The 22896-nt window shown below is 64.1% G+C and carries 24 protein-coding genes; 12 read left to right on the top strand and 12 right to left on the bottom strand.

The annotated features are described in order from the left end of the window. The 6 genes from BMY52_RS13380 to BMY52_RS13355 form a co-directional block, all read left to right on the top strand. On the top strand, nucleotides 1–141 hold a 141-nt coding region (locus BMY52_RS13380; RefSeq protein ID WP_143050489.1), incomplete at its 5' end, for an IS3 family transposase. An 89-nt stretch (nucleotides 142–230) separates the two neighbouring features. Then, nucleotides 231–446 carry a linear amide C-N hydrolase gene (locus BMY52_RS15755; RefSeq protein ID WP_245740889.1) on the top strand — a complete coding sequence of 72 codons (216 nt, stop codon included), beginning with the start codon at nucleotides 231–233 and terminating at the stop codon, nucleotides 444–446. Between the two features lie 143 nt (nucleotides 447–589). Beyond that, complete coding sequence (locus tag BMY52_RS13370; protein WP_177169972.1) at nucleotides 590–907, top strand: cupin domain-containing protein; 318 nt, start codon at nucleotides 590–592, stop codon at nucleotides 905–907. A 70-nt stretch (nucleotides 908–977) separates the two neighbouring features. Beyond that, nucleotides 978–1283: a hypothetical protein gene (locus BMY52_RS13365; RefSeq protein ID WP_143050488.1), complete on the top strand. Its 306-nt coding sequence runs from the start codon at nucleotides 978–980 to the stop codon at nucleotides 1281–1283. Nucleotides 1284–1394: 111 nt separating this feature from the next. Then, nucleotides 1395–2561: a PilT/PilU family type 4a pilus ATPase gene (locus BMY52_RS13360; protein WP_090255224.1), complete on the top strand. Its 1167-nt coding sequence runs from the start codon at nucleotides 1395–1397 to the stop codon at nucleotides 2559–2561. 49 nt (nucleotides 2562–2610) lie between these two features. After that, nucleotides 2611–3825, top strand: coding sequence for a PilT/PilU family type 4a pilus ATPase (locus BMY52_RS13355; RefSeq protein ID WP_090255223.1), 1215 nt, complete (start codon nucleotides 2611–2613; stop codon nucleotides 3823–3825). A 49-nt stretch (nucleotides 3826–3874) separates the two neighbouring features. Here the strand turns inward: BMY52_RS13355 and BMY52_RS13350 are convergent, their stop codons facing one another. From BMY52_RS13350 to gshB, 11 genes are all read right to left on the bottom strand, one after another. Then, complete coding sequence (locus BMY52_RS13350) at nucleotides 3875–4756, bottom strand: dihydroorotate dehydrogenase electron transfer subunit (protein WP_090255221.1); 882 nt, start codon at nucleotides 4754–4756, stop codon at nucleotides 3875–3877. 15 nt (nucleotides 4757–4771) lie between these two features. Next, nucleotides 4772–6052, bottom strand: a complete 1281-nt coding sequence (locus tag BMY52_RS13345) for a dihydroorotase (protein ID WP_090255219.1) — start codon at nucleotides 6050–6052, stop codon at nucleotides 4772–4774. Then, the gene (locus BMY52_RS13340; protein ID WP_090255217.1) at nucleotides 6049–7065 is read right to left on the bottom strand and encodes an aspartate carbamoyltransferase catalytic subunit; all 1017 of its coding nucleotides are present in this window, start codon (nucleotides 7063–7065) and stop codon (nucleotides 6049–6051) included. The genes BMY52_RS13345 and BMY52_RS13340 overlap by 4 nt, the downstream gene beginning before the upstream one ends. Next, on the bottom strand, nucleotides 7062–7571 hold the full coding sequence (pyrR, locus tag BMY52_RS13335; protein ID WP_090255214.1) for a bifunctional pyr operon transcriptional regulator/uracil phosphoribosyltransferase PyrR: 510 nt from the start codon (nucleotides 7569–7571) through the stop codon (nucleotides 7062–7064). The genes BMY52_RS13340 and pyrR overlap by 4 nt, the downstream gene beginning before the upstream one ends. Then, complete coding sequence (gene ruvX / locus BMY52_RS13330; RefSeq protein ID WP_090255212.1) at nucleotides 7564–8040, bottom strand: Holliday junction resolvase RuvX; 477 nt, start codon at nucleotides 8038–8040, stop codon at nucleotides 7564–7566. The genes pyrR and ruvX overlap by 8 nt, the downstream gene beginning before the upstream one ends. After that, on the bottom strand, nucleotides 8033–8590 hold the full coding sequence (locus BMY52_RS13325; RefSeq protein WP_090255210.1) for a YqgE/AlgH family protein: 558 nt from the start codon (nucleotides 8588–8590) through the stop codon (nucleotides 8033–8035). The genes ruvX and BMY52_RS13325 overlap by 8 nt, the downstream gene beginning before the upstream one ends. Nucleotides 8591–8680: 90 nt before the next feature. After that, nucleotides 8681–9565 (bottom strand): energy transducer TonB, encoded by an 885-nt coding sequence (locus BMY52_RS13320; protein ID WP_090255208.1) that lies wholly within the window; start codon nucleotides 9563–9565, stop codon nucleotides 8681–8683. Next, entirely contained in the window at nucleotides 9562–10071 is a 510-nt protein-coding gene (locus BMY52_RS13315; RefSeq protein ID WP_090255206.1) for a Gx transporter family protein, read from the bottom strand. Before BMY52_RS13315 ends, BMY52_RS13320 begins: the two co-directional genes overlap by 4 nt. Before the next feature lie 22 nt (nucleotides 10072–10093). Then, the gene (locus BMY52_RS13310) at nucleotides 10094–10456 is read right to left on the bottom strand and encodes a NusG domain II-containing protein (protein ID WP_090255204.1); all 363 of its coding nucleotides are present in this window, start codon (nucleotides 10454–10456) and stop codon (nucleotides 10094–10096) included. Next, nucleotides 10453–11541 (bottom strand): FAD:protein FMN transferase, encoded by a 1089-nt coding sequence (locus tag BMY52_RS13305; RefSeq protein WP_245740887.1) that lies wholly within the window; start codon nucleotides 11539–11541, stop codon nucleotides 10453–10455. The genes BMY52_RS13310 and BMY52_RS13305 overlap by 4 nt, the downstream gene beginning before the upstream one ends. Beyond that, a complete protein-coding gene (gene gshB / locus BMY52_RS13300) occupies nucleotides 11538–12503 on the bottom strand; it encodes a glutathione synthase (RefSeq protein WP_090255200.1) in 966 nt (321 codons plus the stop codon). The genes BMY52_RS13305 and gshB overlap by 4 nt, the downstream gene beginning before the upstream one ends. 141 nt (nucleotides 12504–12644) lie before the next feature. Here gshB and BMY52_RS13295 point away from each other — a divergent pair, with 141 nt between their 5' ends. The 6 genes from BMY52_RS13295 (at nucleotide 12645) to BMY52_RS13270 (ending at nucleotide 22070) form a co-directional block, all read left to right on the top strand. After that, entirely contained in the window at nucleotides 12645–13079 is a 435-nt protein-coding gene (locus tag BMY52_RS13295) for a response regulator (protein ID WP_370642793.1), read from the top strand. Between the two features lie 87 nt (nucleotides 13080–13166). After that, complete coding sequence (locus BMY52_RS13290; RefSeq protein ID WP_090255198.1) at nucleotides 13167–13529, top strand: response regulator; 363 nt, start codon at nucleotides 13167–13169, stop codon at nucleotides 13527–13529. After that, nucleotides 13529–14089, top strand: a complete 561-nt coding sequence (locus BMY52_RS13285) for a chemotaxis protein CheW (RefSeq protein ID WP_245740885.1) — start codon at nucleotides 13529–13531, stop codon at nucleotides 14087–14089. Before BMY52_RS13290 ends, BMY52_RS13285 begins: the two co-directional genes overlap by 1 nt. 61 nt (nucleotides 14090–14150) lie before the next feature. Beyond that, nucleotides 14151–16247, top strand: a complete 2097-nt coding sequence (locus tag BMY52_RS13280) for a methyl-accepting chemotaxis protein (protein ID WP_090255196.1) — start codon at nucleotides 14151–14153, stop codon at nucleotides 16245–16247. Nucleotides 16248–16332: 85 nt separating this feature from the next. Further along, nucleotides 16333–21606: a hybrid sensor histidine kinase/response regulator gene (locus BMY52_RS13275; RefSeq protein WP_090255194.1), complete on the top strand. Its 5274-nt coding sequence runs from the start codon at nucleotides 16333–16335 to the stop codon at nucleotides 21604–21606. Continuing rightward, complete coding sequence (locus BMY52_RS13270) at nucleotides 21603–22070, top strand: chemotaxis protein CheW (protein WP_090255193.1); 468 nt, start codon at nucleotides 21603–21605, stop codon at nucleotides 22068–22070. Before BMY52_RS13275 ends, BMY52_RS13270 begins: the two co-directional genes overlap by 4 nt. Here BMY52_RS13270 and BMY52_RS13265 read toward each other — a convergent pair whose 3' ends face one another. Beyond that, nucleotides 22071–22835: a 16S rRNA (uracil(1498)-N(3))-methyltransferase gene (locus BMY52_RS13265; RefSeq protein ID WP_090255190.1), complete on the bottom strand. Its 765-nt coding sequence runs from the start codon at nucleotides 22833–22835 to the stop codon at nucleotides 22071–22073. Between the last annotated feature and the right edge of the window lie 61 nt (nucleotides 22836–22896).

The following is a 22896-nucleotide window of genomic DNA, read 5'->3' as shown; positions in this document are numbered from 1 at the left end:
GCCGGCCAGCGTTACCTCAACCGTGAGCAGGCCCGGCAGGACATCGTTCAGTACATCGAGATGGAGTACAACAGCGACCGGCTCCACTCGTCCCTAGGGTACATCACCCCACAGCAACATTTTTTAGCGGTTGCTGCTTAATCCGTGTCCGCTGCGACTTGACCAGAACACTCTGCGTCCCCGGTGGTCTGACTATTCTGCCGGGAACCAATCGTAACGCCGGTCGTTTTGTGAGGGCGTCGTTCTATATGGATATGATCCCAAGGACCAGGGACCCGAGAGGGGCTGTAGCCAGTGTCTTTGGTGTGATCAGAAATACGTCGGTCCCTTTGGGTATTTCATCTGAAGATGAGCCGAATATCTCTTCAACGCGATGGAGATCCGTAGCTGACCACAAGAACCTGATGTACTATTTCGAGACCGCGCTCACGCCCAGCACGTTCTGAGTGGATTCGAAGATAGCCGATGTTGGTGAGGAGCAACCCGGTCAGGAGGCTGTCTGTCGAAAATCACGAGATCTATACAGGTAACGCGCTGGACAGATTCGAGGTCAGTGAGCCATTTCCCTTCGCGGGTTTATGACAAGATCATGCCAGAAAATATACTTGACGCGGTGCCAGACGACCTCGGGTCCGAGGTTTTCGAAGAGATCGTTCGTAGCCCGGGCGTCAGGATCGAGCGTATTGTTTCCAAGGGTCATGCATCACCTGACGTGGGTTGGTACGATCAGGATGAGAACGAATGGGTGCTGGTCGTTCAGGGCAGGGCATCGTTGACATTTGAGGAGGGTTCAACATGCCCATTGTCAGCCGGCGATTATGTCAATATTCCAGCGCATACCAGGCACAAGGTGGACTGGACCGATCCCGATGAAATCACGGTCTGGTTGGCGGTGTTTTACAAGTAGGCAGGGAAGGCACACGTCAGGGTGTTCGTGCTGATGAAGGCTTACGGCTTTCTGGTATTCGGGGTGGCTGGTGCGGAGACCTGTCAGGGCAGATGCCGATATCCTTGAACCCTTGCTGCAACATGCGGACACGTTGATATTCCTGAATCCCGGTGTGGAAACCTGTGTTGCCCATTGCCGGGCTCGGTTGTGGGAAGCGGAGAAGTTTGAGTCACCCGAGGCGCAGGATGCCAACCTGCAGAATCTGATCGACTGGGTGCGCAAATACGAATCCCGGGACGATGAATATGGGCTTGAACGCCACCAGGCATTGTTCAAGGCCTTTCGGGGCCGAAAAATTGAATACAATCAGCCATCAGAGTATCTGCCGATATGACATGGCTGCGGTGGCTTGCCGTCCTATACCGCGCCGCGCTTCCCGTATAGACTCAGGGTACGGTGGCCGGCGCCGGGCCGGCGGGATGTTTTCAAGACCGAGGCACGCTTCATGGATCGGGACAAGGCAATACGCTTCATGCACGACCTGCTCAGAACCCTGCTGAGCAAACAGGGGTCGGATCTGTTCATCACCGTGGGGGCACCGCCGTCCATGAAGATCGACGGCAAGATGACGCCCGTGACCAACCAGCCCCTCTCACCCGCCCACACCCAGGTGTTGGTGCGCTCCATCATGAACGATCGGCAGGCTTCCGAGTTCGAGCGTTATCAGGAGTGCAACTTTGCCATCAGCCTGCCGGGGATCTCTCGCTTTCGGGTGAACGCCTTCACCCAGCGGGGCAGTGCCGGCATGGTGCTGCGGGTGATCACTGCCGACATCCCCGCGCTGGAGGATCTGGGCCTGCCGCTGCAACTCAAGGATGTCTCCATGACCAACCGTGGGCTGGTGATCTTCGTGGGCGGCACAGGCTCGGGCAAGTCCACCTCCCTGGCGGCCATGGTGGGTTACCGCAACCAGAACAGCTACGGGCATATCGTCACCATCGAGGATCCGATCGAATTCGTGCATTCCCATGTGAACTGCCTGGTCACCCAGCGTGAGGTGGGGGTGGATACGGAGAACTACGAGATCGCCCTGAAGAACACCCTGCGCCAGGCCCCGGACGTGATTCTCATCGGCGAGATCCGCGACCGGGAAACCATGGACTATGCCATCGCCTTCGCCGAGACCGGGCACCTGTGCCTGAGCACCCTGCACGCCAACAGCACCAACCAGGCCCTGGACCGCATCATCAACTTCTTCCCGGAAGAGCGGCGCCAGCAGTTGCTCATGGACCTGTCCCTGAATCTCAAATCGGTGATCTCGCAGCGACTGATCCCCAAATCGGATGGCAAGGGGCGGGTGCCGGCGGTGGAGGTCATGATCAACACCCCGTTGATGTCGGACCTCATCTTCAAAGGCGAGATCCATCAGATGAAGGAGCTCATGGCCAAGTCCAATGAGGCGGGCATGCAGACCTTCGATCAGGCCTTGTTCCAGCTTTTCGAGTCCGGCCATATCACCTATGAGGATGCCCTGCGTAATGCCGATTCCCTGAATGACCTGCGCCTGCGTATCAAGCTGGACAGCAAGCGGGCCAAGAGTCAGGGGCTTCTGGATGACGCGCAGGATCTGAAAATGGAGGAGACCCCGGAGGAGTCGGGGGTGCTGAAATGACGCCTCGTTGCATTTGACGTCGCCGCTCGCTGAATACTGGAACCCGGATATGCTGCTTCAACCTTACCTCAAACTCATGGCCCAGAAGAACGCCTCCGACCTGTTCTTCACCACGGGCGCACCGGCCTGTGTGAAGATTGAGGGGGAGGTGCGGCCCATGAGCAGGCAGCACCTCCCCCCTGGAGCAGCAAAGGAACTGGCTTATGATCTGATGGACGATCGTCAGATCGAGATCTTCGAGCGCGAAAAGGAGATGAACCTGGGCATCTCGGTGGACCAGTTGGGGCGCTTTCGGGTGAACGTCTACGTGCAGCGGGGTGAGGTCTCCATGGTGATCCGCTACATCAAGAGCGAGATCCCCAGCCTGGAGCAGTTACGTCTCCCACCCGTGCTCAAGGAGCTGGTCATGCACGACAACGGACTGGTGCTGGTGGTGGGCTCCACCGGGTGCGGCAAGTCCACCACCCTGGCCTCCATGATCGACTACCGCAACAGCAACCGGGCCGGCCATATTCTGACCATTGAGGATCCCATCGAATACAGCTTCATGCACAAGAAGGCCATCATCGGGCAGCGGGAAGTGGGACTGGACACCCTCTCCTATGACAATGCCCTGCGGGAGGCCATGCGTGAGGCACCGGACATGATCATGATCGGCGAGGTGCGGGACCTGAACACCATGAAGGCGGCCATTGCCTATGCCGACACCGGTCACCTGGCCTTGACCACGCTGCATGCGGTGAACGCCAATCAGGCCCTGGACCGGATCATCAATTTCTTTCCCCCCGAGGCCAAGCAGCAAATCCTCATGGACCTCTCGCTTAACCTGCGGGGCATCGTTTCCCAGCGCTTGGTGGTGGGCAAGGACGGCAACCGCCTGCCTGCCGTGGAGGTGCTGGTGAACACCCCCTATATTGCCGAACTCATCCGCAAGGGCGAGATCAACGGCATCAAGGATGTCATGGAGAAGGGTTCATCCATGGGCATGCAGACCTTCGATCAGTCCCTGTTTGAGTTGTACAAGGCGGATCTGGTCAACTTGCCCGAGGCGCTCTCCAAGGCGGACTCCCGAGGCGACCTGGAGTGGCGCATCCATTTCGGGGGCGGCGTGCGCAGCCTGAAGAAGAAGGACGAGGATCTGAACCTGCCCAGCGCCGACAGCATGGCTGGCTCACGAGGGGTCACGGATGGCCGCAAGGGGTTTGATGATGAACTCAAGCCCCTGTCGGAGACGGGTGTGGAATCGGGGCAACCAAAGGAATAAACGGCCTTGGGAAGGCGCGGTGCCCTGTCGATCCGGGGCACCGCCTGGCTCAGGTGGCCGGAAACACCCGCTCCGCCGGGAACACCGGGCCATCCACGCAGACCCGCTTCATGGCGGGGCCCTGGTCCGTGTGCACCTTGACCACGCAGCCGGCGCAGCCGCCCACGGCACAGGCCATGTATTCCTCCAGCGACACCTGGCAAGGCAGGTGATAGTCCCGGGCCAGGGCGGCGCAGGCCTCCAGCATGGGGTGGGGGCCGCAGGCATAGACCTGCACCTTGCGCCGTTCCTGGGGCGGTAGAGCGTCCAGCCACAGGCGGGCCAGGTCGGTCACAAATCCTTCGTGACATCCGGAGAAACCGGCCTGGCTGGTGAGTCGTGAGGCCACGCCCCAGTCCTCCAGCAACGGCATGGCGGCGATCACGCCCTCCGGGATGCCGGGAATCATGATGCGCGAGGGCTGCGGATTGAAGGGGAAGGGCACTTCTGAACCCATGATGACGAAGGGCTCGCTCACCGGGTCACGACGCATGGCATCGGCCAGGAAGACCATGGGGGGGATGCCCACGCCCCCCCCCAGCAGCAGGGCCCGAGGCCGGTCGCCGTGGGGCATCTGGAACGGTGTGCCGATGGGGCCCATCATGTTGATCTTCTCCCCCGCCTGTCGCCGCGCCAGCAGTCGTGTGCCTTCACCCACTGACTTGTAGAGAAACTCCACCCAGCCTTCGCCAGGGTGTGCGCGCATGATGGACAGGGGCCGGCGCATGGGCAGTAGCGGGTCGCACTGCAGATGGGCAAAGCTGCCGGGGCGTGCGTGTGCGGCACACTGGGGCGCCTTCACCCGCAGGATGTGCTGATCTCCGGCGTGGGCTGTGTGAGACAGGATGGGCGCATCCTCGACGAAGATGGTCCCGCGATGTGTGTGGTTCATGGGGCGACTCGTTGCTTACGTTCGGGACTCGAAGATGACACGGCCGGCGGCCAGGGTATGGGTGACCCGGCCCTGGAATTCCCAGCCGAAGAACGGGCTGTTGCGACCGGCGCTGAGCCAGTTGTCGGCGCTGGGGCTATACACCCTGGCTGGATCCACCAGGGTGATGTCGGCCCGTGCATCCGGGGCCAGGGTGCCGGTGGGCAGACCCATGATACTGGCGGGGGTGGTGGTCACCCGCCGGATGGCCTCCATCAGCGGCAGCACGCCTTCCTCGGCCAGTCTCAGGGTCAGTGGCAGCAGGGTCTCGAGGGTGGACATGCCTGCCTGGGTGGCCGGGAAGGGCGCCAGTTTGGCATCCGCCTCGTGGGGCTGATGGTCCGAGCAGATGGCGGAGATGGTGCCATCGGTCAGTGCCTGGCGCAGACCCTCCCGGTCACGCGCTGTGCGTAGTGGCGGCACCACATGGCAGACGCTGTTGAAGTCTGCCACATCCATTTCGGTGAGGAATAACTGATGGGCGCACACATCGGCGGTGACCGGGAGACCATCCTGCCGTGCCCGAGCCACCAGGGCCGCGCCCCGCGCCGTGGACAATCGACAGAGATGAATGCGGGCGCCCGTCTGGGCCACCAGCGCCAGGATAACGCCCAGGCTGGCTGTTTCCGCCGCTTCGGGAATGCCCGTGAGCCCCAGCCGGGTGGCCACGGAGCCCTCGTGGGCGCAGCCACCGGCGGCCAGGGACCGGTCGATGGGATGCAGGAACACGGTGATCTCGTGGCTGGCGGCGTATTCCAGGGCCCGGCGCAGCAGGACATGGCTGTCGAGGGGTTTGAGGCCCTGACTGGCGCCCAGGGCGCCGGCCCGCTTCAGCGCGGCCATCTCTGCCAGTTGCCCCCCCTGCAAGCCCTCCGTGAGGGCCCCCAGGGGGTGCACGCGCACGCCGCAGGCCTGTTTGGCGCGGCGATGGATCAACTCGATCTGGGCCGGCGAGTCCACCGGTGGATCGGTGTCCGGGGGGCAGATGAGGGTCGTGATGCCGGCGCTGGCGGCGGCCCGGGTCTCGGAGGCGATGGTGGCCTTGTTCTCGAAACCCGGTTCGCGCAGGCGCGCCGCCAGGTCCACGAGCCCGGGCAGCACCCAGCGGCCCCTGGCGTCGATGCGCCGGTCGGGGGTGAAGCCTTCCGGCGCGACGCCCAGTGCGACGATCTGCTCTTTCTCGATGAACAGATCCACGACGTCATCCAGGCCCTGATGTGGATCAATGACCCGGCCCTGTTCGATCAACAGCTTCATTGCGACGCCCCCTGATTGACGCTGCCTCCCATGATCATGGACATGACAGCCATGCGCACGGCGATACCGTAAGTCACCTGTTTGAGGATGACGGACTGGGGTCCGTCGGCCACCCGGGAGTCGATCTCCACGCCCCGGTTGGCGGGGCCGGGGTGCATGACGATGGCCTCCGGTGCGGCCAGGGCCAAGCGCTCTTCGTTCAGACCCCAGAGCTGGTAGAACTCGTGCTCGGAGGGCAGCAGTCCGCTGTCCATGCGCTCGCGCTGCAGGCGCAGCATGATGATCACGTCCACATCCTTGAGGCCGGCGCGGATATCATGGAAGACATGCACACCCAGCTCCTCCACGGAAACCGGCAGCAGGGTGCGGGGCGCGATCACCCGCACCTCGCCGGCACCCAGGACGTTGAGGGCATGGATCTGGGAGCGGGCCACGCGGGAATGCAGGATGTCACCGACGATGGCCACCCGCAGCGCGGAGAAATCCCCCTTATGGTGGCGGATGGTGAACATGTCCAGCAGCGCCTGGGTGGGGTGGGCGTGGCGACCGTCGCCGGCATTGAGCACGCTCACATGCGGCGCCACATGCCGGGCGATGAAGTGAGCAGCGCCGCTGTCGGCGTGACGTACCACGAACATATCCACCAGCATGGCTTCCAGGTTGCGCAGGGTGTCCAGCAGGCTCTCGCCCTTGACCGTGGCCGAGGTGCTGATGTTGATGTTGAGCACGTCGGCGGACAGGCGCTTGGCAGCCAGCTCAAAGGTGGTGCGGGTGCGGGTGCTGGCCTCGAAGAACAGGTTCATGACCGTCTTGCCGCGCAGCAGGGGCACCTTTTTCACCGTCTGGGCGTTCACGCCCAGAAAGGACTCGGCCGTATCCAGAATCTCGGTGATCAGTGGCCGGGAGAGCCCTTCGATGGTGAGCAGATGACGCAGGCGCCCCTGGTCGCCAAATTGCAGTGACGGGGGCAGCGGTCCCGAGGTGGCCGGGGAATGGGGTCGGGCCTCCGTCATGATGATGCCTCCAGTTGTACGATATCCAGGTGTAACGGCTCGGGGCCACGCAGTTTCACCTGTTGGTCCGGGTTCAGTTTCAGGTGTTCCCCCACCACCTGCGCCTGGATGGGCAGTTCTCGACCATCCCGCTCCACCAGCACCGCCAGGGTGACCGAGGCCGGCCTGCCGTAGTCAAAGATTTCGTTCATGGCGGCGCGGATGGTGCGACCGGTGAAGAGCACGTCGTCCACCAGCAGGATGTGCCGGTCTTCCACGGTGAACGGGATGGAGGAGGGTTTGACCTGAGGGTGCATGCCAATGCGACTGAAATCATCCCGGTAGAAGGAGATGTCCAGTCGGCCCAGGGGGGCCTCCAGTTGCAGGCGGGACTGCAACTGCTCGGCCACCCAGACGCCGCCGCTGTGGATGCCCACCAGGCCGGGATCGGTGATGCCTCGGTCCCGCAGGCGCTGACGCAGATCGTCGGCCATGCGGTCCAGGAGCTTTTTGACGTGTTCAGTCATGGGAGATCTCTTGGAAAAGCCAGTGTTCCAGGAGCACCGCTGCCGCCACGGCGTCGATGTCCTCTTTACGAATACGTCCGCGGCGTCCCTCGCGGCGCCAGGTCTTGAGATGGGATTCGGCCTCAGCGGAGGTGAATTGTTCATCCACCGAACGTACTTTGAGCCCATACCGGGCGCGCAGCCGGTCGGAGAAGGCCTGGATGCGCCGGGCCAGCGGGTGCTCGGTGCCGTCATCCGTTTCCGGCAGGCCGACCACCAGCAGTTGGGGCTGCCATTCGCTCACCAGGGTATCCAGGCGAGGCCAATCGGGGATGCCGTTGCGGGCCGGCAGGGTTTCCAGGGGGGCGCTGGTACCGGTGAGGCCATTACCCACCGCCACGCCGATGCGCCGCTCGCCATAGTCCAGTCCCAGCACGGTACCCGGCGCGGCCGGCACCGCCCTGGCCGGCTTCGACCGTGGTTCAGGCATGTCCCGCCTGGCCGCTCATCAGCGACAGATCCACGCCCAGACGGCCCGCGGCAGCCTGCCAACGTTTCTCGGCAGGCTGCTGGAAGAGGATGTCCGGGTCGGAGGGGCAGGTGAGCCAGGCGTTTTCGCCAATCTCCTGCTCCAGTTGTCCTGGTCCCCAGCCGGCGTAGCCCAGGGCAATGAGATAGGACTCGGGGCCACTGCCCTGGGCCATGGCCTCCAGAATGTCCCGGGAGGTGGTCACCGAGATCTGGTCACTGACCTGCAGGGTGGAGGTCCAGCGTCGTTCGGGAGGGTGCAGGATGAAGCCCCGGTCCGGTTGCACCGGACCGCCATTGAAGACAGGCACCTGAGAGGCATTCACCTCGATGGAGATGCCCATGTGCTCCAGAACCGACTCCAGGGTGAGATCCGTGGGGTGGTTGATGACGATGCCCATGGCGCCGTCCTCGCTGTGCTCGCACACATAGGCAACCGAATGAAAGAAATTCGGATCCTCCAGCGAGGGCATGGCGATCAGAAACTGGTCTGTGAAGTTGGCACTGTGCATGGGTTCAGGGCGCACTTGGGATACGTGGGTTAGTGTACACCCTTGATGCCGGTCGTCGTAGATGGAACGGGCAGGCCGATGGCTCCATGCTCAACGGGTGCGCAGGGTCTGGTTGCCCTGGAACACCCAGGTACGGGTGATCATGATCTGATCGTAGGAGCGGCGCATGTCGGCGGGGAAGGGGGCAAAGGGGGCTGCGAGCTGCACGATGCGTCGGGCCGCGTCATCCAGTACCCGCTCCCCGGAGCTGTTGCCCACCTCGATGCTGACCACCTCGCCCTCCCGGTTCACCAGCACGCTGAGCACCAGCGAGCCCGACAGGCGCTGGCGCCGCGCCTCGTCCGGGTAGTTGAGATTGCCCACCCGCTCCACCTTGCGCACCCAGGCATCCAGATAACTGGCTTCCACCGCAGACTTGGCGCTCAGGGCATCCACGTAGTGGGTGCGGGGGCGATGACCATGACGCCGGTTCTGTTCGGATATCTCCGAACTCAAACGCGCCATCTGCAGGCTGCGTTCCACCAGTTCATCAGTGGTCAACTCCCGGCTGGGGGCCGGGACCTCGGTGGGAGCATCCGGTGCGCTGGGTTGCTGGCTCTGCTTGGCGGTGATCACTTCCACTGCTTCCCGAGGTGTGGATTCCGGGGCCCCGGCGCGCACCGCTTCCGGCGCCAGGCCATCGGTGGGCCTGAGCAGCGGCGCGGTGACCGGGCTGCTGGGGCGCTCTTCTTCAGCCTCGCGGCCGCTGGCCTGCTGATCCACCTGGGCGATGTGGCGGGCATCCACGGGCGCTTCCCGCGACTGCGACTGAACCAGGACCACGTCCATCATGGGAGGTTGGGCCGGAGAGTGTGCCGGTTCGAAGTCGAAGCCCAGGCCGAAGATGACGATGCCATGGATTGCCAGTGCCAGGAAGATGCCCAGGCCCAGGCGATCGCCGGCTGTCACTGTGCTGGAGGGGGGTAAGCTGCTCACGCTGGGGGCGAAAGCCGTCGTTGCATCAGGACGGCCATTGTACCGCTCACCAAGCCGAAAATCAGTGAGAAGGTGAGCAGCACCGGCAGCAGCTTGAGCAAGCTGGCGTGGGGGATGAACAGCCACCAGGCCAGCAGGAACTGACCCAGCATGTGCGCCAGGGCCGCCAACACGCACAGCCCCATGGGGCTCAGGGTCCGACCCGCCAGGCGATGGGCCAGGCCCAGGGCGGTGAGGCTGCACAGGGCCCCGGCAGCACTGAGCCAGAAGGTGGGGCTGAGAAAGGTGCCGATCACCAGGCTGCCGGCCAGCACCCGCAGGCCGGTGACCCAGGCGGCCATGCGCCAGCCGTAGAGCACCAGCACCAGTACGGTGATCACATTGGCCAGGCCGGGCTTGACCCCTGGCAGGGGACTGGGAAAGGCGGCCTCAAGGATATGCACGGCAATGGCCAGGGCGGCCAGCCAGGCAATCCGATGGTCTTCGCGGGTGGTGGCAATCTGCACGGGCGTCAGGCAAAGGAGGGTATCAGTAGTTCATGCTGTCAAATTCGGTTTCATCGCCCAGCACCTCGATGATCACCCGGTTGGGCAGGCTCACCGCCATGTCGCCGGCTCGCTTCAGCCAGCCGGCACTCTGGCAGATGCCCTGGGTGCCGGGGGAGGCAGCACAGCGTGCGGCGCCATCGGCGATCTCCACCACGGTGATGCCGGCGGGCCCGGTGATCTCCAGTTGTTGGGCCTCGTCGAGGGGCAACCGAGCCACTTCCTCATTGCCAGAGATCACCCGTACCTGCGTGGCGGGGGCACCCGGGCTCCACAGCCAGGCATAGGTGCCGGCCACGAGGCCGCAGGCCAGCAGAATCACCAGGGCATCGGCGCGGGTGATCATGCCGGTGGGGAGACAGAGGCCGTCTCCAGGCTGTCATCGGGCAGCGGGGTGATGATCTGTTCCTTGGGTTCGGACTCGAAGCGCACGCGCTTCTCCATGGCCGGCGTCATGTACACCACGCCTGCGTCATCAATGAGCATGACCTTCTCGATGCCCAGGCGGGCGGCGATACGGGGCCAGTCGTCGGCACCGGCGATGAACAGGGCAGTGCTGGCGACGTCCGCCTTGGCGGCATCCTGGTGGATCACCGTGACCGATCGGGTGCCCCGTGCCGGGTGGCCGGTGCGGGGGTCAAGGATGTGGTGATAGCGCTCGCCTTCATGCATGAAGAAGCGTTCATAGTCACCGGACGTGAAGACGGCTTCGTCGCCCTGGGTCTCGATGGCCGCGATGACGCCCTGCGCCTCGGGCGAACGCACGCCGATACGCCAGGGACGGTTGCCCGGACGGCCAATGGCACGCAGATCGCCTCCGGCATTGAGGATGGCATGCTCCACGCCCAACTCCTTGAGGTGTTCCATGGCCTGGTGCAGGCCATACCCCTTGGCGTAGGCCCCCAGGTCCAGGCGCACGGCGGTGTTGGAACTGCGCATGCGGATGCCGTCGATGTGCACATCGTCCATGGTCGGGTCCTGGTCCAGGATCGCCTGGATCTCCTCATCCGCCGGTGGTGGCCCCTGGGGGGCGTCCGATTGGAACCCCCATAGGGCAAACAATTGCCCCAGGGCCGGGTTGAACAATCCTTCCGTGGCCTCGGAGAGGCGTTGGGCCTCGATGATCAGCGGCAACACCGAGGGGTTGGCGGAGAATTCCATGCCCGTGGCCAGGAGTTGGTTGGTGCGCCCCATGGCACCCGGCTCCCAGGCATGCCAGGCACCATGCATGTAGTCCAGGTCCGCCTGCACCGTCTCGGCGGCCGTGCGGGCCAGTTCCCGGTCTGCGGTATAGATGTTCAGTTCCACGATGGTGCCGAAGGCGATGAAGCGATCACGGTGAATCTCCGGGCGCTCGCAGCCGACCATCATCGCCGTGGCCACGGCGATGATCAGCGCCGCGGTGACCTTGCGAAGCATTCCCCGGCTCATGCCGCAACCTCCAGCTTCCGGGCAATGGCAGCCATGAGTTGATCCCCGATATCCAGCCCGAACAGGGCGTCCAGTTCCCGGATGCAGGTGGGACTGGTGACATTGATCTCGGTGAGGTAATCGCCGATCACGTCCAGTCCCACAAAGGTCAGTCCCTTCTCCCTGAGCCTGGAGCCCACCTGCTGGCAGATCCACTCGTCCCGGTCGTTGAGTGCCAGTCCTTCGCCCCGTCCTCCCACGGCCAGGTTGGCGCGGTTCTCGCCCTTCGCCGGAATGCGGGCCAGGGCGTAGGGTACGGGCTTGCCATCAATGAGCAGGATACGCTTGTCGCCCTGGCGGTATTCGGGCAGGAAACGTTGTGCCATCACCGTGCGGGTGCCCCGTTGGGTGATGGTCTCCAGGATGACCCCCGTATTGCTGTCGCCCGGGGTGAGCCGGAACACGGAAACGCCCCCCATGCCATCCAGGGGTTTGACCACGATATCCCCTTGCCGCGCCATGAATTCACGGATGCGGCCCGGGTCGCGGCTGACCAGGGTGGGGGGGCAGCACTGGGGAAACCATGCGGTGAACAGCTTTTCATTGGCATCCCGCAGGCTGGCGGGGTGATTCACCACATGGCAGCCTTCGGCCATGGCCAGCTCCAGCAGATAGGTGGTGTAGATGTACTCCATGTCGAAGGGCGGATCCTTGCGCATGAGGATCACGTCCAGGTCGGCCAGCGGGTGGGGGCTGGCCTCACCCAGCTCGTACCAGCGTGCCGGGTCGTCCTGCACTGCGAGCGGGCGGGAGCGGGTCAGCACGCGGCCGTCCTCCAGCCACAGGTCGCCCTGTTCCATGTAATGGAGGTGCCAGCCCCGTGACTGGGCTGCCAGTAGCATGGCCAGGGTGGAGTCTTTTTTCACCTGGATGCCCTGAATGGGATCCATGACTACGCCCAATCGGATGTCTGTGCCGTTCATCGGCCCACCCCACACGCTTGAAAGGATAATGGGTGCATCATACAAGACAGCAAAGGCAAAGCCATTGGCCGCTGCCGGGAGTTTTGTTTGATACGGCCCTGGCCATGGAGTAGATTCAGGGGCCTGTCTGGATACAACGGCATGCACGGGGGCGTCGTGAGCGAACACACCGAGGAAGGCGGTAACGAGGGTCAGGAGGATCTCTCAGGACTCAAGGTGATGGTCATCGACGACAGCAAGACGATTCGCCGCACGGCGGAGACGCTGCTGAAAAAGCACGGCTGCGAGGTCGTGACCGCCACCGACGGCTTTGAGGCCCTGGCCAAGATTGCCGAGCATAAACCGGACATCATCTTCGTGGACATCATGATGCCGCGGCTGGACGGCTACCAGACCTGCGCACTCATCAAGCACAACCGACTGTTCAAGCAGACGCCGGTGATCATGCTGTCCAGCAAGGACAGCATCTTCGACAAGGCCCGGGGGCGTATCGTTGGCTCGGAACAGTACCTGACCAAACCCTTCACCCGCGACGATCTGCTGGGTGCCATCAGGTCGCATGTCAGGAAACAATAGGCCAGGCCCTGGGTGGGGCCGCCCATATCCGGCCCGTGGTGCCACCCCGGCGCATGAGGCCCAGAGCATCCATAGGGAGACCATGTCATGACCCGCATCCTGGTGGTCGATGATTCACCCACCGAACTGCATGTGATCAAAACCATGCTGGGCAAGCATGGCTATGAGGTGAGCACTGCTTCCAGTGGTGAGGATGGCATGGCCAAGGCGCGGGAAACCCTGCCGGACCTCATCCTCATGGATGTGGTCATGCCGGGCCTCAACGGTTTTCAGGCCACCCGGCAACTGAGTCAGGACGCCGCAACTGCCAAGATCCCCGTCATCGTGGTCACCACCAAGGACCAGGAAACCGATCGGGTCTGGGCCATGCGTCAGGGTGCGCGGGATTACATCGTCAAACCCGTGAAGGAGAAGGATCTGCTGGAACGGCTGAAGGATATCCTGCCTTGATGGCGTCCCACCAGACCCACATGGCGGCCTCGGACCCCTTTGCCTACCTGGTATCCATTGAGCGCAAGGGCCGTTCGCTGGGTGGGCAGTTGCCCATCCAGGATGAGCTGCGCGGGGCCTGGAAGGGCGTCTTGTTCCGCCTTCATGGTGAGTCGCTGCTGGCCCCCATGGAGCAGGTGGCCGAGATTGTCACGCCGCCTTCGTTTACGCGCATCCCCGGGGTCAGGCCCTGGGCCCTGGGCATGGCCAATATGCGCGGCAATCTGCTGCCCATGATGGATCTGCATGGGTTTGTGTTTGGCGAAAACCTGGAATTCGATCCGCGGCGGCAACGCCTGCTGGTGATGAATCATCAGGGCGTGTATGCCGGGTTGCTGGTGGAGACCGTACTGGGCATGAAGCACTACTGGCGGGAAGAGCGACTGGATCAGATTCCCGAAGTGGATTCGCGCCTGCAACCCTACCTGGCCGGGGCCTGCCGCCGAGGCGATGAACACCTGGCGGTTTTCAGTCCATGGAAACTGGTGGATGACGAACGATTCATGAACATCTCGGCGTAAGCCGGAATCACACACAGGGTGCCATGGCAGCAGACGCCCATGGCGGGTCGAGGGAGACACGATGAAATCGCCTTCAAGTGACGGGGCCGCGAAGATGGGTATCAGCCGGGGCATGGCCGTGCTCACCGGCATTGTGGTGCTGTTGATGCTGCTGACCGTGTCCGCCTTCGTGTACTACACCATGCAGGTGGGCAACAGCCGCGACTACGCAGCCGTGGCGGCAGACCAGCGATTGTGGGTTCAGCGTCTGGAATCCCGGATCCCGATGGCCGCGGCGGGAGAGGATGCCGCCTTCGTCGAATTGCGACGTCACCGGGATCGTCTGGATGCCTCGCTGACCCGTTTGCGGGATGGTGATGCCGACATCACGCCGGTCTCCGGAGCCTTGAGTGGGCCGCTGGGTGATCTGCGCGATGCCTGGGACACTTTCCGCCCACCGCTGAATGAACTGCTGGATGCGCGCGCCACCCGGGCCGACGCCAGCGAGCGCGCCCGGCGTGCTGCCCCGGTGCTGGCCCAGTTGCGTGATTCAGCGCAGACCCTGGCCGGCGATCTGACCGAGGCCGGGGCGCAACCCGAGCGGGTCTACCTGGCTGCCCGTATCGCCATGGGCAGTCGTGACCTGGAGCGGGATTTGCTTCTTGTCGAGATGGGTGAAGGCTTCCCTGGCAGTGCCCAGCGTCTGGAGCAGGGGTTGCAGCGCGTGGAGGCAGACGTCAATCGCCTGCAGGCCTTCGCGTTGCCTGAAGACGAGCCCCTACCGGCCATGGGCGCCCAGGTAAGCCAGGTCCAGGCTCATCTGGACAGCCTGCGCCCGGATCTTCAGGCCCTGGCGGGACTGTCTTCCAGCCTGGCCCGCGTGTCCACGTCTGCCGACCAGGCGAGTGCTGCCGCCAGCGAACTGCTGGCCGCGGTGGGTGGTTTCCAGGAGGCCGTGGAGCGGCAGGCGGCGGGCCTGGGGAAATGGGTGATCGCCGGTTACCTGTTGGCGGCCCTGACGGTGATGACCATCGGCCTGCTGGCCTATCTCTTCTACCAGGACGCGCAGCGCCGACTGGCGGTGACCACCGAGCAGAATCGTCGCAACCAGCGAGCCATCCTGCGCCTGCTGGACGAGATGACCAACCTGGCCGAGGGTGACCTGACCGTGCATGCCACGGTGACCGAGGACATCACCGGCGCCATCGCCGACTCGGTGAACTACGCCATCGATGCCCTGCGCAGCCTGGTGACCACCATCAACCAGACAGCCATGCAGGTCTCCACCGCCGCGGTGAAGACTCAGGCCACCGCCCTGCGCCTGGCCGACGCCTCCAATCACCAGGCCCGGGAGATCGCCTCTGCCTCCTCCGGCGTGACCGATATGGCCGACTCCATCGAACAGGTGTCCCGCTCCGCCGAGTCCTCCGCCGAAGTGGCGCAAAAGTCCGTGCAGATCGCCTCCAAGGGCGCGCTCACCGTGCGCAAGACCATCGACGGCATGGACACCATCCGCGAGCAGATCCAGGAGACCTCCAAGCGCATCAAGCGCCTGGGTGAATCCTCCCAGGAGATCGGCGATATCGTCAGCCTCATCACCGATATTGCCGACCAGACCAACATCCTCGCCCTGAATGCCGCCATCCAGGCTTCGTCTGCCGGTGAGGCCGGACGCGGATTCGCGGTGGTGGCCGACGAGGTGCAGCGCCTGGCCGAGCGCTCGTCCAACGCCAGTAAGCAGATCGAGGCCCTGGTCAAGACCATCCAGGCGGACACCAAGGAGGCGGTCATCTCCATGGAGCAGTCCACCTCCAACGTGGTGGGTGGCGCCAAGCTGGCCTTCGACGCCGGCGATGCCCTGGCCGAGATCGAGGGCGTGTCCCACCAGCTGGCGGACCTGATCGCCAACATCTCCAAGGCGGCGCGTCAGCAATCCGAGGTGGCGCAGAACATCTCCAACACCATGAACGTCATTCAGGAGATCACCATGCAGACCTCCGATGGCACCAACGAGACGGCCGTCTCCATCGGCAATCTGGCCAACCTGGCTTCCGAACTGCGCAAGTCGGTCTCCGGCTTCAAGCTGCCTGAATCCGAGCAGTTGGAGACGGTGATCATCGACCCCGCCGGGGAGCGCCAGGGAGACAAGCCCGGCCAATCCGGTGAGGGTCAGCCCTGATGACGCTTGAGTCTTCAGCGCAATGACCTGCGGGGCACGACGATCGCCGGTTCGCTAACACCATCGGGAACAGGCTGGGTGGGCCATGAGAGAAGACAGCCGAGAATATAGCGCCCTGCACTGGGTGAAGAAGGAGCTGGATGCGCTGCTGGTGGAGGCCCGCGTCGCCCTGGAAGCCTATCTGGAGGACAGCACTCAGACCGATCGGGTGCAGGAAACCCGCACCTGTCTGCGGCAGGTGGAAGGTACCCTGCAGATGGTGGAACTGTATGGCGCCGCCATGCTGGCTCGCGAGATGGAGGCCCTGACCACCGCCCTGGAGGAGGATACGGTTACCAGCCGTGATGAGGCCTTCGAGGTGCTCATGCGGGCCATCCTGCAATTGCCCGACTACCTGGAGCACATCCAGACCGGCCACCGTGACATCCCCATTGTCCTGTTGCCGCTGCTTAACGACCTGCGCACCATCCGCAAGGCCGGTCTGCTCAGCGAGAACGTGCTGTTCTTCCCCCACCTGGTGGAAGGTGATGCCCCGCCGGGGCAATCGGCTGCCGAGCCCCAGGAGGACGTCCGCGAATGGGCACGCACCCACCGTCACCATTATCAGCGGGGTCTGCTGGCGGTGTTGCGGGGCCAGAACGTCAAGGCTGGCCTGCATCGCATGGATCGGGTCATCAGTGGGCTGCGCCGCAATGCCCGCGAGGCGTCAGTGCGCCGGTTGTTTGCCATCGCCGCTGCCGTCACCGAGGCCCTGACCGATGAGGGGCTGGAGCCTGGCGCGGCCGTCAAGCAGTTGCTCGGTACCCTGGATCGTCAGATCCGTTCCCTGGTCGACCAGGGTGAGCAGGCCATGGCGGATCGGATTCCCGAGGAGCTGGTTCGCAACCTGCTTTACTACGTGGCCCGGGCCCGCTCTGAAGGTGAGCAGGTACGGACAATCCAGCAGGCCTACCGACTCAGTGAGTTGGTGCCCGACGAAGCGGATCTGGAAGCCGCCCTGGAGGGGCTGCGCGCGCCCAATCAGGAACTGATGAGTGCGGTTGCCAAGGTGATTCGAGAGGATCTGGCCGACGTCAAGGATAGCCTGGATGTCTTCATGCACAGCGGGGGCCGCCGTGGCGCGGACCTGGACCCTCTGGTGGACAAGCTGCATGGCATCGCCGACACCCTGGCCATGCTGGGCATGACCGAGCCCCGGGAGATTGCCCTGCGCGAAGCGGAGATTCTGGCTGCCATCGCCCGCGGCGAAACCGAGGCGGACGAGCAGGTGCTCATGCAGGCGGCTGCCGAGATGCTCAATGTGGAAGCCGCCATCGGTTCTGCGGTGGCGGGTGACACCGGGTCCGCACCGGAGCCGACGGCCGGACGTCTGCCGCCGAAGCTGGGGGGGCTGTCGCCGACGGATTCCCGTCCGGTGCTGGGGGCCCTCATCCGAGAGACCCTGGCCGACATGAATCGAGCCAAGGAGGCCATCATCATCTTTTCCCAGGACCCCAGCCACGTGCGGGCCCTGGACGAGGTCCCCGGGTATCTGGATGCCATTGCCGGGGCCCTGTCCATTCTCAGCCTGGATGATGGTGTGGCCTTGCTGGCGGGCATCCGGGATTACCTGCGCGATACATGGATGCAGGATGGCCAGGTGGTGGCTACGGAGGAGACCTTGTCCACCCTGGCTGATGCCATCACTGCAGTGGAATGTTATCTGGAGGACCTGGACTCGGGTCTGGGCGATCCCGACGCCATGATCGAGCTGGGGCGTTCCGCCCTGGCTCGTCTGGGGGGCGAGGGCATGACGGATCCGGAAACCCGCCCGAGCGATGCGGGGGATGAAGATCGTACCCTGGTCACGCCGGGTCGTCTCCCCGAGGAGCAGGAAGAAGGCTGGCCACCGTCATTCCTTGCCGAGCCCGATGCAACCCCGGAGGAGGCGCCGCCGACGGAAACGCCGCCCGAGCCTGAAGCAACGCCCGACACCACTGGCGAGGAAGTTTACGGCACCGAATCCCTGGCGGTGTTTTCCGGTGAGCCCGACGATGACATCCTGGAGATCTTCCTGGAGGAGGCGGACGAGGAACTGGAACGCATCCAGACCTGGCTGCCCCGCTGGCACGCCAATCCGCGGGACGAAGAGGCCCTGGCCACACTGAGACGCTCTTACCACACCCTCAAGGGCAGTGGTCGCCTGGTGGGCGCGGAGTTGCTGGGCGAATTCGCCTGGGCCAACGAACATCTGCTCAACCGCATCATTGACCAGGCCATTCCCGTGGACGAGGCGGTGCTGAACCTCACCGAGGCCTCGCTGGAGGCCCTGCCCCAGTTGGTGGGGCAGATCCGCGGCGAGGGGGATCCGGACATCAACGTTCACGCCCTGATGGACCGGGCGCGGCAATTGACATTGGCTCAGGAGGGGGCGCCAACGCCCCTGCCTGCCGCTGAGTCCACGCATCCGGCCCAGGCGGAGCCCACCCTGCCCTCAGACGCCGATACCGATACCCATGCCGATACCGGGGCGGAGAGGGAACCTCGTCTGGATCCCGTGTTATTCGATATCTACCGTACCGAGACCGAGCAGCATCTCCATGCCCTGGAAGAACTGATCGCCCAGGGGCGCCGGGACGCGGAGGGACTGGAGGTGACGGAATCCCTGCAGCGCACCGTGCATACCCTCAATGGCAGCGCCCGCGCGGCGGATGTGCCCGAGGTCTCCAGCGTCTGCAGTGCCTGCGAGCGCTATCTCCGTGCCGTGGGGGAGGGCGAGCACCCACGCCTGCCAGCGGCGTCGCTGGATGAACTGGAACAGATGCTGACCCATGTCCGTGTCGTGCTGGAGGCCCTGCTCCAGCCGGCGGGGGCGTGGGTGCCCGACGGCGCGGCACTGGAGACCCGTTTCCAGGCGTTGCATGACGAGGAACTGGCACGGCAGGAGAAGACTCGCCAGGCCCGCAGTCGGGAGGAAGACGCCACCGACATCGAAAGCCCGGAAGCGAAAAGCGCCGAGGAGCCCGACGATGAGCTCATGGACATCTTCCTGGAGGAGGCCAGCGATATCCTCAATGAGGTGGATAGCACCCTGGAGCGCTGGAGCGAGGACCTGAATGATCAGGCACTGATCAACGCATTCCAGCGCCAGCTCCACACCCTCAAGGGCGGCGCGCGCATGGCGGGAATCACTGCCATCGCCGACCTGAGCCACGCCCTGGAAAGCCTGATGATTGCCATCTCCGAGGGGGAACGCGAGGCACAGTCATCCATGCTGGAGACCGTCCACCAGGGCGTCGATCGCCTCACCAGCATGGTGGAGCGGGCCCAACGGGGTGAACCTGTTCCGGTGGCACCCGAGCTGGTGGCGCAGTTGCACGACATGCGTGCGGGGGAGGTCACTCCCCCCGTGGAATCGATGCCGGACCCGATGCCGGAAGCACCCGTCACGCCCCCGCCTGCACCGGACACCTCGGAGCCTGTCCTGCCGCCTCAGCCGTTCACGCCGGAGCCGGAGCCCGCGCCGGCCGCGCGTGCCGCCGGTGCGGGACAGGAACAGGTGCGGGTGCGCGCCGATGTGTTGGATAACCTGGTCAACTTTGCGGGCGAGGTGAGCATCTACCATGCCCGTATGGAGCAGCAGATCACCGCCTTCGGGTTCAACCTGGGGGAGTTGTCCCAGACCATCGCCCGGTTGCGCGAGCAGCTGCGCAAGCTGGAAATGGAGACCGAGGCCCAGATCCTGTTCCGACACGAACAGGAGCAGGGTGAGGAGGCCAAATGGCAGGAGGACTTTGACCCCCTGGAACTGGATCGTTATTCCAATATCCAGCAGCTTTCCCGAGCCCTGGCCGAGAGTGTCAACGACCTGGTGAGCATCCAGGACCTGCTCTCCGATCAGATACGCGATTCGGAAACCCTGCTGCAACAGCAATCCCGCGTCTCCACGGAGTTGCAGGAAGGGCTGATGCATACCCGTATGGTGCAGTTCGATACCATGGCCCCGCGGCTGCGCCGCATTGTGCGGCAGACGGCCACGGAACTGGGCAAGCGGGTGGAGCTCGATATCGAAGGGGAAGCCAGTGAACTGGATCGCTCGGTACTCGAACGCATGGTCGCGCCCCTGGAACACATGTTACGCAATGCCATCGCCCATGGCGTCGAACCCCCGGAAAAACGCCTCAGCCAGGGGAAGGAGCCCGTGGGGCGCATCCTGCTGCGGGTCAGTCGAGAGGGTTCCGAAGTCGTCCTGCAGGTGAAGGACGATGGCGCCGGCATCCCCCTGGAGATGGTGCGGGAGAAGGTGCAACGCCTGGGACTGGTGCGGGACCTGGCGTCCCTGTCCGATCATGACCTGATGCAGTTCATCCTGGAATCGGGCTTCTCCACTGCCGACCAGGTGAGCCAGATCTCCGGGCGCGGGGTGGGCATGGATGTGGTCAACAGCGAGATCAAGCAATTGGGCGGCGTGCTGGCCATCGACAGCACCCAGGGGGAGGGCACCACCTTCACCGTGCGTCTGCCCTTCACCCTGGCCATCACTCAGTCATTGCTGGTGCAGACCGGTGAGGATGTCTATGCCGTGCCCTTGTCCAGTATCGAGGGTATCGTACGCATGCGTGCCCGGGACCTGGATGCTCTGTATGCGGAGCAGGATCCCCAGTACGAATATGCCGGCAATCAGTATGAGGTGAAGCATCTGGGGGCTCTGCTGGATGTTTCCCAGCCGCAGTTGCACAATCCCGAGGTCATGTTCCCGGTGCTGCTGGTCCGCTCCGGTGATGTGCGCATCGCCCTGCAGGTGGATAATCTGCAGGGTAGCCGGGAGGTGGTGATCAAGTCCGTGGGGCCGCAGGTAGCCAAGGTCAAGGGCATCTCCGGTGCCACCATCCTGGGGGATGGCCGGGTGGTGATGATCCTGGATATCCCCGCCCTGGTACGTGCTGGCGCCGGTGTGCAACTCATTTATCACGGCGATGGCCACGCTGGAGCGGAGGAATCCCGAGCCACGATCATGGTGGTGGACGATTCCATCACCATCCGCAAGGTCACGGCTCGGGCCCTGGAGCGCCACCATTATCAGGTGCTGACCGCCAAGGACGGCCTGGACGCCCTCGCCCTGCTGCAGGACACGGTACCCGACCTGATCCTGCTGGACATCGAGATGCCGCGCATGGATGGTTTTGAACTGGCCACTCATGTGCGCAACGACCTGCGCCTGAGCCATATCCCCATCATCATGATCACCTCCCGCACCGGCGACAAACACCGGCAGCGGGCCCTGGAAATCGGCGTCAATCACTACCTGGGCAAGCCCTATCAGGAGGCCGACCTGCTGAGCCATATCCAGGAACTGATGGAGGCCCAAGGCTCCCGATGAGCGATCAACCGGACAGCGTCAACTGTTTCATCATCTCCCTGCAGGAGCAGAATCTGCTGCTGCCCCAGTCGGTGGCAGTGGAAGTGGTGACCCAGCAGGTGGTGCGCGCCGTGCCCGGTGCCCCTGAGTGGCTGCGCGGGGTGTTTGATTGGCGCCAGGCCCAGGTTCCCATCGTTTCCCTGGACACCCTGCTGCAGGTACCCGAGGAGCGTCAGACCCGCATCAACCGTTTTGTGGTGCTGCACGGGGTGGAGCGCCACGTGGGTCTGGACTATTACGGGCTTCAGGTACGGGGGATTCCCCATCCGGTGAAGCTCAGTCCCACGGATATCGAACTGGAGGCCCGCCGAGAGGAAGACCCTCCGGTGATCGCCGCTCGCGTCCGGGCCAGTGGGGTGCTGTGCATCATCCCTGCCTTCGAGATGATGGAGGACATGCTCCAGGCGGGGCTGCAGGGGCTTTGATCAGCCCATGTCCCCCCACAGGGACTGAATAATGGCCAGGGCTGCCACACCGGCGGTCTCGGTGCGCAGCACCCTGGGGCCCAGTCGCACCGGTGTCAGGCCACAGTGACGGGCCTGGGAGATCTCCCGTTCATCCAGGCCGCCCTCCGGTCCGATCAGTAGCGTGACCGCCTGGGGCCGCGCCTTCGAGGCGGCCAGATCCCCGAGGCTCGACGTGGCCTCCGGGTCAAGGACCAGCGACCATGAGGCGGTGTCCTCATCCGTGCGTCCCGGATGTTGCGTGTCCAGCCAGTGGCTCAGGGGCAGGGGCGGCAGTAACTCGGGAATATCCGTGCGACCGCTTTGCTCACAGGCGCTGACGATCACCCCGCGCCAGTGTTCCTGACGCTTGTTCATGCGTTTGGGGTCTTCATGGGTCACGCTGCGCTTGGCCACCAGCGGCTGGATGCGGCTCACCCCCAGTTCCGTGGCCTTTTGCAGGCTGTAGTCCATCCGGTCTCCCTTGGCGATGCCCTGCAGCAGGGTCACGCCGAGGGCCGGGCGGGTGTCCCTGGAGCGGTGTTCATCGATGCGCACCCGCGAGGCCCTGCGTTCGGCCAGGGTGAGGGTGGCGGCATATTCTCCGCCCTCACCATTGAAAAGCACCAGCGGCGCGCCGACCCGCAGCCGCAGCACCTGCACCACATGACGGTGGGCGCGCTCGTCCAGGGCGATCTCATCACCCGTTTGCAGGGGTTGATCGAGGAAGCAGCGGGGGATGCGCATGGGCAGGGTCCGGTCGCTATCGAGGGAAGGCGGCTCACCTTACCCGTTCTGTGCATCCCGC

It is taken from the genome of Ectothiorhodospira marina (assembly GCF_900109495.1).
GTDB lineage: Bacteria > Pseudomonadota > Gammaproteobacteria > Ectothiorhodospirales > Ectothiorhodospiraceae > Ectothiorhodospira > Ectothiorhodospira marina.
The sequence above is the reverse complement of the archived record's forward strand: the minus strand, read 5'-3'. Positions and strand labels throughout refer to the sequence as shown.